11 protein-coding genes are annotated in these 14631 nt (G+C 39.4%); 9 read left to right on the plus strand and 2 right to left on the minus strand.

What is annotated here, in order from left to right; genetic code table 11:
• Positions 1 to 295: 295 nt before the first annotated feature.
• The 6 genes from C0J00_RS01210 to C0J00_RS01235 all read left to right on the plus strand — a co-directional run bounded on the left by C0J00_RS01210 (position 296) and on the right by C0J00_RS01235 (position 7886).
• The gene (locus C0J00_RS01210) at positions 296 to 1141 is read left to right on the plus strand and encodes an SAM hydrolase/SAM-dependent halogenase family protein (protein WP_104967181.1); all 846 of its coding nucleotides are present in this window, start codon (positions 296 to 298) and stop codon (positions 1139 to 1141) included.
• Positions 1142 to 1157: 16 nt separating this feature from the next.
• Entirely contained in the window at positions 1158 to 1706 is a 549-nt protein-coding gene (locus tag C0J00_RS01215) for an ECF-type riboflavin transporter substrate-binding protein (protein ID WP_104967182.1), read from the plus strand.
• 84 nt (positions 1707 to 1790) lie between these two features.
• Positions 1791 to 3461, plus strand: coding sequence for an ABC transporter ATP-binding protein (locus C0J00_RS01220; RefSeq protein WP_104967183.1), 1671 nt, complete (start codon positions 1791 to 1793; stop codon positions 3459 to 3461).
• A 1-nt stretch (position 3462) separates the two neighbouring features.
• Positions 3463 to 4290 (plus strand): energy-coupling factor transporter transmembrane component T family protein, encoded by an 828-nt coding sequence (locus tag C0J00_RS01225; RefSeq protein WP_104967184.1) that lies wholly within the window; start codon positions 3463 to 3465, stop codon positions 4288 to 4290.
• A 195-nt stretch (positions 4291 to 4485) separates the two neighbouring features.
• Entirely contained in the window at positions 4486 to 7356 is a 2871-nt protein-coding gene (locus C0J00_RS01230; RefSeq protein ID WP_158667296.1) for a GbpC/Spa domain-containing protein, read from the plus strand.
• A gap of 14 nt (positions 7357 to 7370) precedes the next feature.
• Complete coding sequence (locus C0J00_RS01235) at positions 7371 to 7886, plus strand: hypothetical protein (protein ID WP_104967186.1); 516 nt, start codon at positions 7371 to 7373, stop codon at positions 7884 to 7886.
• Positions 7887 to 8248: 362 nt separating this feature from the next.
• Here the strand turns inward: C0J00_RS01235 and C0J00_RS01240 are convergent, their stop codons facing one another.
• On the minus strand, positions 8249 to 9295 hold the full coding sequence (locus tag C0J00_RS01240; RefSeq protein WP_104967187.1) for an aldose epimerase family protein: 1047 nt from the start codon (positions 9293 to 9295) through the stop codon (positions 8249 to 8251).
• A 131-nt stretch (positions 9296 to 9426) separates the two neighbouring features.
• On the opposite strand from C0J00_RS01240, the gene C0J00_RS01245 reads away from it, so the two are divergent.
• From C0J00_RS01245 to dexB, 3 genes are all read left to right on the plus strand, one after another.
• Positions 9427 to 10293 (plus strand): helix-turn-helix domain-containing protein, encoded by an 867-nt coding sequence (locus C0J00_RS01245; RefSeq protein ID WP_104967188.1) that lies wholly within the window; start codon positions 9427 to 9429, stop codon positions 10291 to 10293.
• Between the two features lie 145 nt (positions 10294 to 10438).
• Positions 10439 to 11572 (plus strand): ABC transporter ATP-binding protein, encoded by a 1134-nt coding sequence (locus C0J00_RS01250; protein ID WP_104967189.1) that lies wholly within the window; start codon positions 10439 to 10441, stop codon positions 11570 to 11572.
• A gap of 74 nt (positions 11573 to 11646) precedes the next feature.
• A complete protein-coding gene (gene dexB / locus C0J00_RS01255; protein ID WP_104967190.1) occupies positions 11647 to 13257 on the plus strand; it encodes a glucan 1,6-alpha-glucosidase DexB in 1611 nt (536 codons plus the stop codon).
• Between the two features lie 258 nt (positions 13258 to 13515).
• Here dexB and C0J00_RS01260 read toward each other — a convergent pair whose 3' ends face one another.
• On the minus strand, positions 13516 to 14514 hold the full coding sequence (locus C0J00_RS01260) for a LacI family DNA-binding transcriptional regulator (RefSeq protein WP_104967191.1): 999 nt from the start codon (positions 14512 to 14514) through the stop codon (positions 13516 to 13518).
• Positions 14515 to 14631: the final 117 nt, after the last annotated feature.

The following is a 14631-nucleotide window of genomic DNA, read 5'->3' on the forward strand; positions in this document are numbered from 1 at the left end:
GAACGACTAGCGCAAAATACCTATCATTTTATATTGTAGGCGCTAGAGCAGGTGAGGTCTAACAGAGGAGACCAGCGCTCACAATGGAAAAATTACTGTAAACAGCTAACTTTTTGCGAGGGAGTTTCCGCTTCTCATTTGAAGGTAATAGACTCTCTAACCTGTAGTGCTTGGTTCTATAATAGTTTTCTGTTATGGTATGCTAGCCACATAAGGGGCGCTAGAAAGAGTAGTCGTTTCTGAACAAGTCCAATATAAAATCAGTGGCTTAATGAAGTCACTTGAAAGGGAAATTATGTCGAATAAACTCTTGGTTTTACAGTCAGATTTTGGTTTGGTGGATGGCGCTGTGTCAGCTATGATTGGGGTTGCTCTTCAAGAAGATCCAAGTCTCGGTGTTCATCATTTAACTCATGATATCACACCTTATCATACTTTTGAGGCTAGCTATCGGCTCTTTCAGACGATTGAATATTGGCCAGAAGGTACAACTTTTGTCTCTGTTGTTGACCCAGGTGTTGGCTCATCGCGCAAGAGCGTGGTAGCTCTAACTGAGCAAAATCAGTATATTGTCACGCCTGATAATGGGACCTTGTCGCATATCAAACGCCATATTGGTATTAAGGCAGTTCGTGAAATTTCTGAGGTGGAAAATCGCCGTCAAAACACGGAGCATTCTTATACCTTCCATGGTCGTGATGTTTATGCCTATACCGGTGCCAAGTTGGCTTCGGGTCATATTTCTTTTGAAGAAGTTGGACCTGAACTCTCAGTTGATCAGATTTTAGAAGTGGCAGAAGTGGAAACGCAGGTAGCAGAGTCACAGATTTCAGGGGCTATTGACATTCTTGATGTTCGTTTTGGTTCCTTGTGGACGTCGATTAGCCGTGAGGAGTTTCAACATTTGTCGCCAAGTTTTGGTGATCGATTTGAAGTGACGATTTCCCACCATGACCTTTTGATTTATCAAAATCAGGTCACCTATGGCAAATCCTTTGCTGATGTGGGACTAGGTCAGCCGATTTTATACATCAATTCACTCTATCGTGTCGGACTAGCCATTAACCAAGGATCCTTCGCTAAAGCTTATAATGTCGGCGTTGGATCAAGTTGGCGCATTAGCATTAAAAAAATTAAGTAAAAGGATTTAAAAGATTATGAAAAACAATTCTATTAAAACGGTCGTTGCTACAGGTATCGGCGCAGCTCTATTTGTGATTATTGGGATTTTGGTCAATATTCCAACAGCCATTCCTAATACCAGTATCCAGTTACAGTATGCTGTTCTAGCTTTGTTTGCTGTGATTTATGGTCCAACAGTTGGTTTCTTCTCAGGTTTTATCGGTCACGCGCTTAAGGATGCTCTTCAATACGGATCTCCTTGGTGGACTTGGGTCTTGGTGTCAGGTCTTGTTGGTCTTGTTATTGGTTTAATTAGCCGTAAAATTGACATCAATAAGGGTTATGTAACTGCCAAAGACTATGTTATTTTTAATGCAACACAAGTAGTTATCAATGTTTTAGGTTGGGGCTTGATTGCACCTTATGCAGATGTTATTATTTATAGTGAACCATCCAATAAAGTATATGCTCAAGGCTTTTTATCAGCCTTGGTTAACATTTTGACAGTTGGGATTGGTGGCAGCTTGCTTCTGGCTTTGTACGCTAAAACGCGTACAAAAAAAGGAAGTTTGACTAAAGATTAGGAGTCAATAGGGTATAAGTGGAGTGCTGTCCAAGCTTGGAGGAGTTTGGTCCACTCCCTTATTTGCTTTAATGAGTGACGAAAAATGACAAAGTATATTTGTTTTGAAGACTTTTCGTTTACCTATGATGCTCAGACTACTCCCACTTTAAAGGGGATTAATCTAACGATTGAGCAGGGTGAGAAAGTCTTAATTTTAGGACCATCAGGCAGTGGTAAATCCACTTTAGGCCAATGTTTAAATGGGATCATTCCTGGAACCTACTCCGGGACAATGTCTGGAAAGTTAACCATTGCTGGTCAAGAGGCTGAAAAACTGTCTATCTATGACCGGTCTTTTTTGGTGTCTACTGTTTTACAAGACCCAGATGGTCAGTTCATCGGACTTAGTGTGGCAGAAGATGTTGCTTTTGCCTTGGAAAATGATCAGGTGGCTCATGCTGAAATGGCAGAGCGCGTTGCCGAGTGGACAGCCAGACTAGACTTGGAACAATTGCTTCACCATCGTCCCCAGGACTTATCGGGAGGTCAAAAGCAGAGGGTTAGTTTGGCAGGTGTCTTGATTGATGAGAGTCCTATCTTACTATTTGATGAGCCTTTGGCTAATTTAGATCCAAAGGCTGGTCAGGAAACCATGCACTTGATTGACCGTATGCACCAAGAAGTCGGTGCGACAACTCTTATCATCGAGCATCGTTTGGAAGACGTTTTAGAAATTGATATTGACCGAATTGTTTTGATGGCTGATGGGGAAATTCTTTATAACGGAAAAGCAAATGACTTGTTGTCTAGTGATTTATTAGTTGACAATGGCATCAGAGAACCGCTTTACCTGACGGTTTTAAAGGCTTTAGGGCATGATTTGAAGGATAAAAATCATTTAGCTGATTTAGCAAAACTATCCTTACCAGCCTTAACAGTACCATCAGTGGAACAAGCATTAAAGACAGAATCTAGTAAGCCTTTACTTGAAGTCAACCATTTGACGGCTGGTTACTCCCCTGAAAATCCTATTTTGAAGTGTCTGTCATTTACCGTTTCAAAAGGTGAACTTGTTGCCGTAGTTGGTAAGAATGGTACAGGAAAGTCAACACTAGCCAAGGCACTTTGTGCTTATTTGCCTATGAAAGGCGACCTGCTCTATAAGGGGCATTGCATTGTTAATGATTCCATAAAAGAAAGGGCGGAGCGGATTGGCTACGTCTTGCAGAATCCTAATCAGATGATTAGTCAAACTATGATTTGGGATGAAGTAGCCCTTGGGCTAAGACTTCGTGGTATCGAAGAATCTGAAATTACTGAGCGCGTGGAAGACGTTTTGCGAGTTTGTGGACTTTATCCTTATCGTAAATGGCCGATTTCTGCCCTGTCTTTTGGGCAGAAGAAGCGCGTGACGATTGCTTCTATTCTAGTTTTGAATCCACAAATCTTGATTTTAGATGAGCCAACGGCGGGACAAGACCAGAGAACTTATCAGGAAATCATGTCCTTTCTCAAAGAGCTCAGCGCAGCAGGACATACGATTGTGATGATTACCCATGATATGCAGTTGATGTTGGATTATGCCGACCGCTGTCTTGTTGTGGCGGATCGTACCATTATCGCGGATGATAAGCCACAGACAGTTTTATCTAATCCAGAACTAGTCAAAAAAGCTCATCTCAAACCAACATCACTTTATGACTTGGCTCAAAAAATAGGGCAAGCTCCTGAAGTGGTCACGGCCTATTACCAATCCTTAAAGGGAGGTGTCTAATATGGCGAATCGCTTATTGGGCTATCAGCCTGGGCAAGGTTTTTTGTACCAGCTGTCAGGCACAAGTAAACTCCTCTTTTTCATTTTAGTTTCGGTAGCAGTCATGACCAGCTATGATACACGTTTTCTTATCATCGTTAGTTTGGCCTCGCTTTTATTATTTAAAAAGGCTGGTATTAAATGGAAGGATGTCTCCTTCGTTTTTGCCTTTGTTGGCGTTTTCGCCCTACTGAATATCTTGATGATTTACTTATTTGCTCCTCATTATGGAGTGGATTTGTATGACTCTAAGACCCTCTTGCTCGATGGTCCTGGACCCTATGACATCACTCTAGAAGAGCTCTTTTACCTCTTTAATGTGGCGGTTAAATACTTATCAACCCTACCTTTGGCTGTGATTTTTCTATTGACCACACACCCGAGTCAGTTCGCTTCAAGCCTCAACCAGCTAGGACTTCCCTATCGTTTTGCTTATGCGGTTAGCCTAACTCTTCGCTATATTCCCGATTTGCAGGAAGATTTTGGAACCATCCGAAAAGCTCAAGAAGCACGAGGCTTGGAGTTGTCCAAGAAAGCCTCATTACTATCCAGGATTAAAGGTAATATCCAAATCATCACACCGCTGATTTTTTCATCGCTTGAGCGTATTGAAACCATATCAACCGCTATGGAATTGCGCCGCTTCGGCCGCTACAAAAAAAGAAGCTGGTATCAAGCTAAAGCATGGACCAAGAAAGACAGTCTTCTCATCCTCCTTAGCATTATCATCGTCGCTATCACCATCAGCCTCTTTTATGTCAATGGCGGCAGATTTTACAATCCGTTTTGAGATAGTGGATTTTATTATATTTAAATTGCAATATTTAATAAAGAATATAAAAATTTTTCATAAATGATATTGTTTCTGTCAGAATTGTATGATAATATCAATTGATAGAAAAAGAAAATATAGGAAATCCGGATGGAACAAAGAAATCAAAAACTGCGTATCGTGAGTGGAGTCCTTTTCAGCTCCGCTCTTTTTATGTCCTCTCAAGTACAGGCTCAAGCCGATACAACAGCTAGTCCAGTATCATCAACGGTTGCTAGTCCGGCAACTCCTCCTGAATCCACGAGTAGTAATATTGGTTCTAGTCAACCAATTGCGACTAGTGGTGATGCTAGCTTGAATAGTCGTTTAGCAAGAGCACAAACGGAAGGTGTCCTTGTTGTTGAAGCACCGACAGAAATAGTAGCGAGTGCCAGTGATCAGGCTCAGGATTACCAAGCGCAAGTGGCTACCGTCGATGCCGTTACGAAACAATACCAAACTGAAAAAGCTCAGTATCTGAAAAACGACCAAAATTATAAGGATTACCTGGCTAAACAGTCTCAGTATCAGAAAGAGCTAGCAACTTACCAAGCTTATCAAAAAGAAAAAGCCATTTATGACCAACAGATGAAAGCCTACAACCTTGAAAAGGCTAGTTATGATATGGCTTATGCAGAAGCACAAGGTCATACGACAGAGACAGGTTACTTACCAGAAGTGTTAGCACAAAATCTTATTTTTAGATTGGAACCAGATGCCGTCCAAACAATCACTGGTAAGGTGCTTTCTGATGAGCAATTAAGTAAGGCGATTAAGAATCACGTCGGTTGGATTGACCCAGGGACAATTTTAGGAAGTCCGAAATTAGTCACGGTGACTAGCCGTCATAAAAACAACAGTGTTTTAATGGCAGTTGGAGATACTGTCGTCGTCGATTATTCTGATTTGCAGCACTCAAGCTTTTCAGGTCATACGATTAAAACAGTCAGATATACGTATCGCTTGGTATCAACCTCTCATTATTCCGGACAAGTTATTTTTCAAGCTCTGAGTGATCCAACAGTCACTTCTTTTACCCATGTCTATCATAAAGATGCTAAAACCTCATCTGCTTTTGATATGGAAATGACGGTACAATTCTTTGATGCTAATGGTAAAGAATTGCTTCCAACTCCAGAAAACTATGCCTTGACGAGTTTTGCTAGTTTAAATTCCTTAAATGGCGAAGGGGAGTATGTTGGTGATTATAATGGGCAATTCCTCCCTATTAATGGTTCAACGATAAGCGTGCAAAATGGTAGGGCAGCTAATTTCACAAACACTAAGCAAATTGATGTTGTTGGAGAATGGGATGATAAGGACAATCCTAATGCCTATATTGGAGCTATTGTAGGAAAATCAACAGAACGTATTCGCTTTCATTTTGGCAATTCAAAAGGTTCAGCTATCTGGTTTGCCTTTAACTCGGATGTCAAAGTTAGTGGTGGATTGTTAACCCCACCAAAGGCTCCTGTTGCTCCCAAAGTCGTGATGAAACCACTAGCTCCCAAAGTTGTTGCCAAGCCGGTAGCACCATTAAGACCGATTGTTTTTTACCATCAAGTTAAAGTTATTATTCCCAAACTATCACAAGTAGTAAGACCGTCAAAACCAACTAAACGAGCAACCTCTAGTCCAAATAGGGCTAAGGTAAGCCCTAAACCGTCAGTAGCGACAGTTAAAGTCAATAAGGTAACTTACAAACCTAAACCGATACCGGTATACTATACATCGAACACAGTGTTTTCAACACCAGCTACGTTAAACTATCTTAAGAGTTTTTCTTCTAACATAGTTTCTCTACCACCCAAACTTAATCCTGTTAACAAGAAGACATCTATTAAGAAAACAAATAGCTATTATATTGACCAGCTGAGTTCGGAGCAGATTGATTGGTTTAGAAGAAATATTGGGGTATATGATAAGAAACTTAAAGATTATAATATTTCTAGAGATGAAGTTAGAGCTTTAGTTTCGTACCTTAAAGATGTTCAAAAAATGGCTATTAAAAAGTACGGAAAAAATAATCATGATAAGATTAATCATGCCGTGGCTAATGCTATTGCTGGAATAAATTATGATCAATCAAAGGATCAGAAACTCGTTAATGATTTTAATCTTATTGATTATAAAAAAAGTAAATATTATGATAAAGCCTCCAGAGTAGTAAACAGTAGTCACAAAAATTATTATAAGGTGGATTTATCGCATATGATGATGCCTATTGCAACCTCTTATAAAAGTGTATGGTGGAAGGAATTGATAAAAACAGCAATGTCCGATACTAGTTTTGGACGACAAGTTCCGGAATCATTTTTTTGGTTGAATTCATTAGTAGGTGATTTTTATACCAATATAGATCAAATTGACAGAAATGCGGATAATGATGCTTATATTTTGAAAAAAAGAACCAATAGTCAATCGCCTGATTTGGTTACTAATTTTATCAATTTATATGGAAAGAAGTATAATAGAGCATATACCTATCAAAAACAATTTGATTCTAATAAGAAAAAGGAAAAACAGGCCCAAATAGCTGCTCGTTTTAGTCTTGGATTGGGGGCTATAGTGGCTGTATCTTTGCTAAAAAAATTTGGTTCAAAGGTTGTAGCTTTTGTTAAATCTATTCCAAGTAAGGCTAAACAAATAAAAAATACTAAGGTGAAACAAATAACACATCGTTTGAAACCAGCTGTTAAGGTGGTAAAACGTTATATGAAACCAGCTCCTAAACCGATAAAACGTCATTTGAAACCGGCTGTTAAGATTAAGGCGATAAAACGTTATGTGAAACCAGTTCTTAAGCCGATAACATATCGTTTGAAACCAGCTATTAAGACGGTGAAGCGTTATGTCAAGCCAGCCATTAGAGCAGTAAAACCTTATATTAGACCAGTTATTAGAGCAGTAAAACCTTATATTAGACCAGTTATTAGAGCAGTAAAACCTTATATTAGACCAGTTATTAGGGCAGTAAAACCTTATACTCGTCCCATCACTAGGTTTGTTAAAAAAGTATTTAAGGGTAGAAAAAGGAAGCGTTAATTTGGAGGTTGAAGATGAAAAAAAGACGTATTTTATTGATTAGTTTATTCGTTTTGCTTGGGATGATTATCTTTAATTTTTGGATTAATTCAGCTTATTATGCGGTTCATTCTAAATATACTAGCCAAGATGAGGTTCCTGGTGTTATTATAGACCATTTGGATGATGTTATGATTGGTGTTAGAAATGAGCGCTTTGGCGATTATTTTTTACAAGTTGATGGTTCTAGCTCTATTGACTATAAGTTTTCAGAGGAAGGTGAGAAATCTTTAGATAATATTGGAGGGTATAAGGGGAGTTATTTTTATACTAAAAATAAAAATGGTGTAACTTATATTTATAATTTAGATAAAAAAATGAAAATACTTAGCATCAGTACAATGGATAATGAAATTCATAAAGTGACTCCAAAAGATCAAGATGAAGTCAAAAAAGATCTTCATGAACTAGTTAAACCATTGTTGAAACGGGTTACTAAACCGTTTATCAATCTTCAATGGTTATATGACTTTATTTTTCGTAAGCATTAATTATTGTAAGTATTATTATGAAGTCCTTTATCATAGATTAAAGGTAGAAACAAAAAGAGGTTGGGACAAAAGTCCTAACCTCTCAATTCATTTTAGATTGTCAAGCAAGACGCAGTGGTTGAATAGGCTCTAATTCACTGATTTTATCAGCTTTTACAGCCTTAACGAATGAGATAAGCCTTGGCTCCTTTAATTTCTAACCTCAAACAGTCACTTCCTGACTGTTTGAGCTGTGAAGAGGTGGGAGTAAGATAGTCCAGTGAACTGTTTCAGCTCGTCCCCTGAAAAATAGGGAGGTGAGGGGGAGTCGCATTCTGACGGATGACCGATTTTTCTCCCACTCTCTTTTTAGTCTGTTTGACTTACATAACTCCTACTTTATAAATCGTTTGATAAGTAGTTGGTGTATTAGCTTTTAGCACAGGAGATGGGAAGTGTGGTGTGTTGATAGCATTTGGGAAAAATTGTGTTTCCAGACAAAAACCATGACGTTTTCCGTACAAAGCTCGCTCTTTTCCAGGATGGTTATTGAGGAAATTCCCAGAGTAGAATTGGACGCCAGGTAGATCGGTGAATGCTTCTAAGATGATACCTGTCTTATCTCCAATAACTGTGGCGAAAGGATATTGTAAACTTGGATGGTCTAAAATAAAGTTATGGTCGTATCCTCCAGCTAATTCTAATTGATCAAATGATTGACTGATATCTTGACCAATGGTTTTAGGGTTTTTAAAATCAAATGGTGTTCCCTCAACATCAGCAATATCCCCAATCGGAATAGACTTGCTATCTCTGATTGGTGTATAGGTGCTGGCATTTAGTTTGAGGAGGTGGTTTTCAATGCTACCAGAAGCATGGCCATTTAAGTTGAAGTAAGAGTGATTCGTTGGGCTAAATGGCGTATCTTTATCAGCTAAAGCTTGATAAGTGATTTTGAGGTGATTATCTTTAGTCAGTTGATAGGAAATGTGTAAAGTCAAATTGCCAGGATACCCTTGATCGCCGTCTGGACTTTCTAGTTTGAACGTTACCTGATTGTTCACTTCATCTAAACAGTCGACTTCCCAAATACGTGTTTGATAACCATTGGGACCGCTGTGAAGATTGTTGTTGCCGTCGTTTTCAGCTATTTGGAACGTCTCCCCATTAAGGGAAAAACTAGCATTTTCAGTTCTATTGGCAATACGGCCAACACTCGCCCCGAAGTAGGTATCTGTGTTATTGAAGTAGTCGTCTATGGCGTCAAAACCAAGAACAATATCTTGTAACCTTCCTTTCTTATCTTGTGTTTTGAAACTAAGAAGTGTGGCGCCCAAACTAGAAATGATAAGAGAAGTTTGATTGTGATTTGAAAGAGTGATATTTGTGACACTGCCTTGGGCAGTGCTTATTTTTTGTGTTTGTAACATTTGTGATTCCTTTCTATCTAATTACTTACATTAATAGTATAATGGATTAAAATAAATATGAAAACGCTTAACTAAACAAACTGAATAAAATTTAAAATTTGATTTTTGACTTCTATGCTATAATCATACTAATGATTATTGATGAAGGGAGTTGTATGGTGTTTAGTGGCTTATTTCCTCGTGCAGTTGTTTCAAGTGATGCGACTGCTAGTAAGGATACTTTTGTCTTTCCCTATGAGCAGGGGTTTCTTCATCTTCCGAAAACTGACTTGACAGAGAGGGAGTTGGCTTTGATTCACCTCTTAGCTAAGAGTGATGAAGAAGCCGTTACGACCAATCCTTGGTTGTCTTTTCTTCAAGGGGATACTGCATTACCGATAGCTAAAAAGGCTTTGCAATTAGTCTATTTGCATCATTCGACAGCTCTTCCTGAAGACTTAAGAGAGCTTTTAGAGGCCATTTTTCCGAATAGCTTGCTTGTGACCAAGTTATCGAATCAGCAGTCGCTTCTGGTTTTAGATGCTAGTGATACTCAGGATACATCGGTTGTCATTAAAGATATTCTGCCAACTGTTGAAAGTGATTTTGGGATATCCTTAAAAGTTTTCATTGGCAATGCTTGGATAGGTTTTTCTGAGCAGGACTTGCAGGTAACGCTTATTAAAGAATATGCTCTTTTTCAAGAATACTATGATGCTAAAGCCCAACAATCTGCCACAACATTTGCACAGACCTTACTTTGGGGACTGGCTAAGGACAAGGAGGTTGAGCAGCTCAGTCAAAAACTACTTACCCTATTGGATAAGTTAAAAGATGGTCGTGAGTTGGTGACTGCCATGTGGCAGGAACATGGCAATTTAGTACAGACTGCCCAACGCCTCTTTATTCATCGAAATTCTTTGCAATATCGTTTGGATAAATGCTATCAGGCGACAGGGCTTAATCTAAAGGATTTAGATGATTTAGCTCTGGCTTATTTATTGATCTTAAAGGACTAGATACATGTCTGGTTCTTTTTTTGGTCATCCTGCACAAGAGTTTTTGGGTGATGTGACTATGTTTTGTAAACGCTATCTTTGTTATACTAGAGACATCAATAAAAGTCCTTAAATCAAGGTTTAGGATGCTACTGAAGGAGAAACGATGGTTGAACTTAATTTAAATCATATTCATAAAAAATACCCAAATACAGAACACTACGCGGTTGAAGACTTCAATCTAGACATTAAAGACAAAGAATTTATCGTTTTTGTTGGGCCTTCTGGCTGTGGGAAATCAACGACACTTCGTATGATTGCAGGGCTTGAAGATATCTCAGAAGGTGAACTTCTTATCGACGGTGAAGTGGTTAATGACAAGTCTCCTAAAGACCGTGATATCGCCATGGTTTTCCAAAACTATGCCCTTTACCCACACATGAGTGTTTACGACAACATGGCTTTCGGACTTAAATTGCGTAAATACAAAAAAGCTGATATTGACACACGTGTCAAAGAAGCAGCGCAAATCCTTGGATTGACAGAATTTTTAGATCGTAAACCAGCGGACCTTTCTGGTGGGCAACGTCAACGTGTTGCTATGGGTCGTGCCATCGTTCGTGATGCGAAAGTTTTCTTGATGGATGAACCTTTGTCAAATTTGGATGCTAAATTGCGTGTATCCATGCGTGCTGAGATTGCCAAAATCCATCAACGTATCGGTTCTACAACGATTTACGTTACCCATGACCAAACAGAAGCGATGACGCTTGCGGATCGTATCGTCATCATGAGTGCTACGAAAAATCCTCAAGGAAATGGAACCATCGGAAAAATCGAGCAAGTTGGAACCCCTCAAGAGCTCTATAACACACCAGCTAACAAGTTTGTGGCAGGGTTTATTGGTAGTCCAGCTATGAACTTCTTTGAAGTTGTGGTTAAAGATGGCTTTATTGTTAGTGATGATGGTCTCAACATCGCTATTCCAGAAGGACAAGAAAAACTCCTTGAAGCCAAGGGTTACAAAGGTAAAAAAGTTATTTTCGGTATTCGTCCAGAAGACATTTCAGGAAATCTTTTAGTCAAAGATACTTATCCAAGTGCGCAAGTCAATGCGGAAGTCTTGGTATCAGAGCTTCTAGGTGCTGAAACCATGCTTTATGTGAAGCTAGGACAGACAGAATTTGCTTCACGGGTGGATGCGCGTGATTTCCACCACCCAGGTGAACAGGTTAACCTAACCTTTAATGTTGCCAAAGGGCATTTCTTTGACCTTGAAACAGAAGAAGCTATTCGATAATGAGTAACCCCTAAGAAAACAGAATCCTTGATGCCTTTCATTGAGGGTTTTGTTTTGAATAGAAAGGAAAGCGCATGCAGAAACACTGGTGGCACACAGCTACAATTTATCAAATTTACCCTAAATCTTTCATGGATGCTAATGGAGACGGTATCGGCGATCTTCAAGGTATCATTTCAAAACTCGATTATTTAGAAAAGCTAGGCATTACAGCCATCTGGTTGTCTCCTGTTTACCAGAGTCCTATGGATGATAATGGCTATGACATTTCGGACTATCAGGCTATCGCCGACATTTTTGGTGACATGTGCGATATGGAGGAGCTTCTCGCTCAAGCCAACCAACGTGGGATTAAGATTGTTATGGATTTGGTGGTCAATCATACGTCTGATGAGCACGCTTGGTTTATTGAAGCGCGCGAAAACGCAGCTAGTCCCGAGAGAGATTATTATATTTGGCGTGATCAGCCCAATGATTTGGTATCAACCTTTTCAGGTTCGGCTTGGGAATATGATGACAAATCAGGTCAATATTATTTGCACCTCTTTGGAAAAAAACAACCAGACCTTAATTGGGAAAATGAAGAACTGCGCCATAACATTTATGACATGATGAATTTCTGGATTGACAAGGGAATCGGTGGTTTTCGTATGGATGTGATTGACCTGCTAGGTAAAATCCCTGACCAGAACATTCGTGAAAATGGTCCAAAACTTCATGATTATCTAAAAGAAATGAATCAAGCCAGCTTTGGCAAGCACGATTTGTTAACAGTTGGGGAAACTTGGGGTGCGACACCAGAGATAGCTAAGCAGTATTCAAATCCAAAGCATCAGGAGCTGTCGATGGTTTTTCAATTTGAGCACATTGGTTTGCAGCACAAGCCTGACCGACCAAAATGGGATTACGCTGACGGCTTAGATGTCCCTGCTCTCAAGCGCATCTTTAATAAATGGCAGACCCAGCTAGAACTAGGGGAGGGCTGGAATTCTCTCTTTTGGAATAACCATGATTTGCCCCGTGTGCTCTCGATTTGGGGAGATACTGGCTCTTATCGTGAGAAATCAGCTAAAGCCTTAGCTATTTTACTTCATCTCATGCGTGGGACACCTTATATTTATCAGGGTGAAGAAATTGGCATGACTAATTATCCCTTTGAAGGGTTGGAGCAGCTTGATGATATTGAATCGCTCAATTATGCCAAAGAAGCCTTGGAGAATGGTGAAAACATGGCTGATATCATAGACAGCATTCGTGTGATTGGACGAGATAATGCCAGAACACCAATGCAGTGGTCAGCAGAACCTCAGGCATGCTTTTCAAGTTCTAGTGAAACTTGGTTACCAGTCAATCCAAACTATGAGAGCATCAATGTAGCAGCTGCCTTAGAAGATAAAAATTCTATTTTCTATACTTATCAGCAATTAGTCAAACTACGCAAGGAAGCAGAGTGGCTAGTCGATGCAGACTTTGAACTGATGGAGACAGACGAAAAGGTCTTTGCCTACAAGCGCTATACCGAGGACGAGACCTATCTGGTAGTGGTAAATCTATCCGACCAAGACCAAGCGATCAAGTTAACCTGCCCCATCAAAGAAATCATCATTGCCAACACAGACCTCCAAGAGGTTATCAACAGCCAAATCTTGAAGCCATGGGATGCCTTTTGTGTGAGGGTGAAATAGGTTGTGGAAGAGCAAAAATGATTAAGTATTTCAAGAGGTTGAGCAAAAAGTTTTAAAAATAACAAAAGGCTTAGAATAACGTTGTCAATAAAACGTTACTCTAAGCCTTTTATAGTGTTCAATTATTTGTAAAAAGCCTAATATTCATTGAAAATCAGGGCAGTCTGAGAGGTATTGAGACGAATGGGTAGTCAGAAATCTTTTAGCCATTTTGTTAGGAGTAGTTTATGTGTTGGTCTTTATATTTTTATGGTTAGCTTAAAGACTACTGTCTCTTAGCGTTAATTGTGTTCCTAATTTGGTTACTGTTGCAACAGGACGTGGATTGATGGCTTGGCGATTAAGGACATCAACGGCGGTTTGCCCCATTTCACTCGTAAATACCGTAACGCTGGATAGTCTTGGATAGACTTGTTTAGTGATAGGAGTATCGTTAAAAGAAATCAGTTGCACATCTTGAGGGACTTTGATATTGGCTTCTTGTAATGCTCGCAAAGCACCAATAGCTAAAGTATCATTAGCGATAAAGAAAGCTTTGGGTAAGTCTTGACCAAGTTCGTCAATAGCCTGTGACATTAAATGATAACCGGAATCAGCTGAAAAGGGACCAACAAAAATACATCTATTATCGTAAATACCTAGCTCATTAGTGTAATGTCGAAAGGTTCGAAAACGAGGATCAATTAAGAGTTCTAAACCATCACTTGTTCTTTCTTCACCGACAATCATGCCGATTTTAGCTAATCCTTGCTTCACAAAGTGATCAATGACAGCAACAACTGCATTATCAAAATCAGTTGTGACACAATGATATCCCTTTGTTAAGGTATCGCTATCGACAAAAACAAGATTAGGGTGACAACTGCTAAAGTGTTTGATTTGAACCTCACTGAATTTACCAATAGCGATAATGCCGATGGTTTCTTCGGGCAGTTGCTCCGGTTCTTGATTGAAAAATCGAATAATATCATACTGTAATGCTTGGGCACGTTCTTCAATACCTAACCGAATCGCATGATAATAGAGGTCGTTGAGCTCTTCTTGCTCGGTGTACCATTGAATGACAGCTATTTTGTGCCGTACTTTTGGAGCATTGAGTGTTTTCAAATGTTTTTGATAACCTAAATCTTCGGCGATGGTTAGAATGCGGTGTCTTGTTGCTTCCCCGACAGAAAGTGTAGGATCTTGGTTCAACACACGGGACACCGTTGCTTGAGATACCTTTGCCAGTTTAGCAATATCTTTTAAGGTCGCCATCTTTACCTCCTCGTGATCACTGTTACCCTTATTTTAGCAAAATAAAACCTAAAATTAGTAAAAATTTAGTAAAAATATTGTAAGGCTTGCTCTTGCCATTTACAATAACATTAAGAC

Source organism: Streptococcus pluranimalium, assembly GCF_002953735.1.
Taxonomy (GTDB): domain Bacteria; phylum Bacillota; class Bacilli; order Lactobacillales; family Streptococcaceae; genus Streptococcus; species Streptococcus pluranimalium.

Bases quoted from the DNA above. Each gene is read 5' to 3' on its own strand.
- C0J00_RS01210 (WP_104967181.1), top strand. From the start codon at position 296: ATGTCGAATAAACTCTTGGTTTTACAGTCAGATTTTGGTTTGGTGGAT.
- C0J00_RS01215 (WP_104967182.1), top strand. From the start codon at position 1,158: ATGAAAAACAATTCTATTAAAACGGTCGTTGCTACAGGTATCGGCGCA.
- C0J00_RS01220 (WP_104967183.1), top strand. From the start codon at position 1,791: ATGACAAAGTATATTTGTTTTGAAGACTTTTCGTTTACCTATGATGCT.
- C0J00_RS01225 (WP_104967184.1), top strand. From the start codon at position 3,463: ATGGCGAATCGCTTATTGGGCTATCAGCCTGGGCAAGGTTTTTTGTAC.
- C0J00_RS01230 (WP_158667296.1), top strand. From the start codon at position 4,486: ATGTCCTCTCAAGTACAGGCTCAAGCCGATACAACAGCTAGTCCAGTA.
- C0J00_RS01235 (WP_104967186.1), top strand. From the start codon at position 7,371: ATGAAAAAAAGACGTATTTTATTGATTAGTTTATTCGTTTTGCTTGGG.
- C0J00_RS01240 (WP_104967187.1), bottom strand. From the start codon at position 9,295: ATGTTACAAACACAAAAAATAAGCACTGCCCAAGGCAGTGTCACAAAT.
- C0J00_RS01245 (WP_104967188.1), top strand. From the start codon at position 9,427: ATGATTATTGATGAAGGGAGTTGTATGGTGTTTAGTGGCTTATTTCCT.
- C0J00_RS01250 (WP_104967189.1), top strand. From the start codon at position 10,439: ATGGTTGAACTTAATTTAAATCATATTCATAAAAAATACCCAAATACA.
- dexB (WP_104967190.1), top strand. From the start codon at position 11,647: ATGCAGAAACACTGGTGGCACACAGCTACAATTTATCAAATTTACCCT.
- C0J00_RS01260 (WP_104967191.1), bottom strand. From the start codon at position 14,514: ATGGCGACCTTAAAAGATATTGCTAAACTGGCAAAGGTATCTCAAGCA.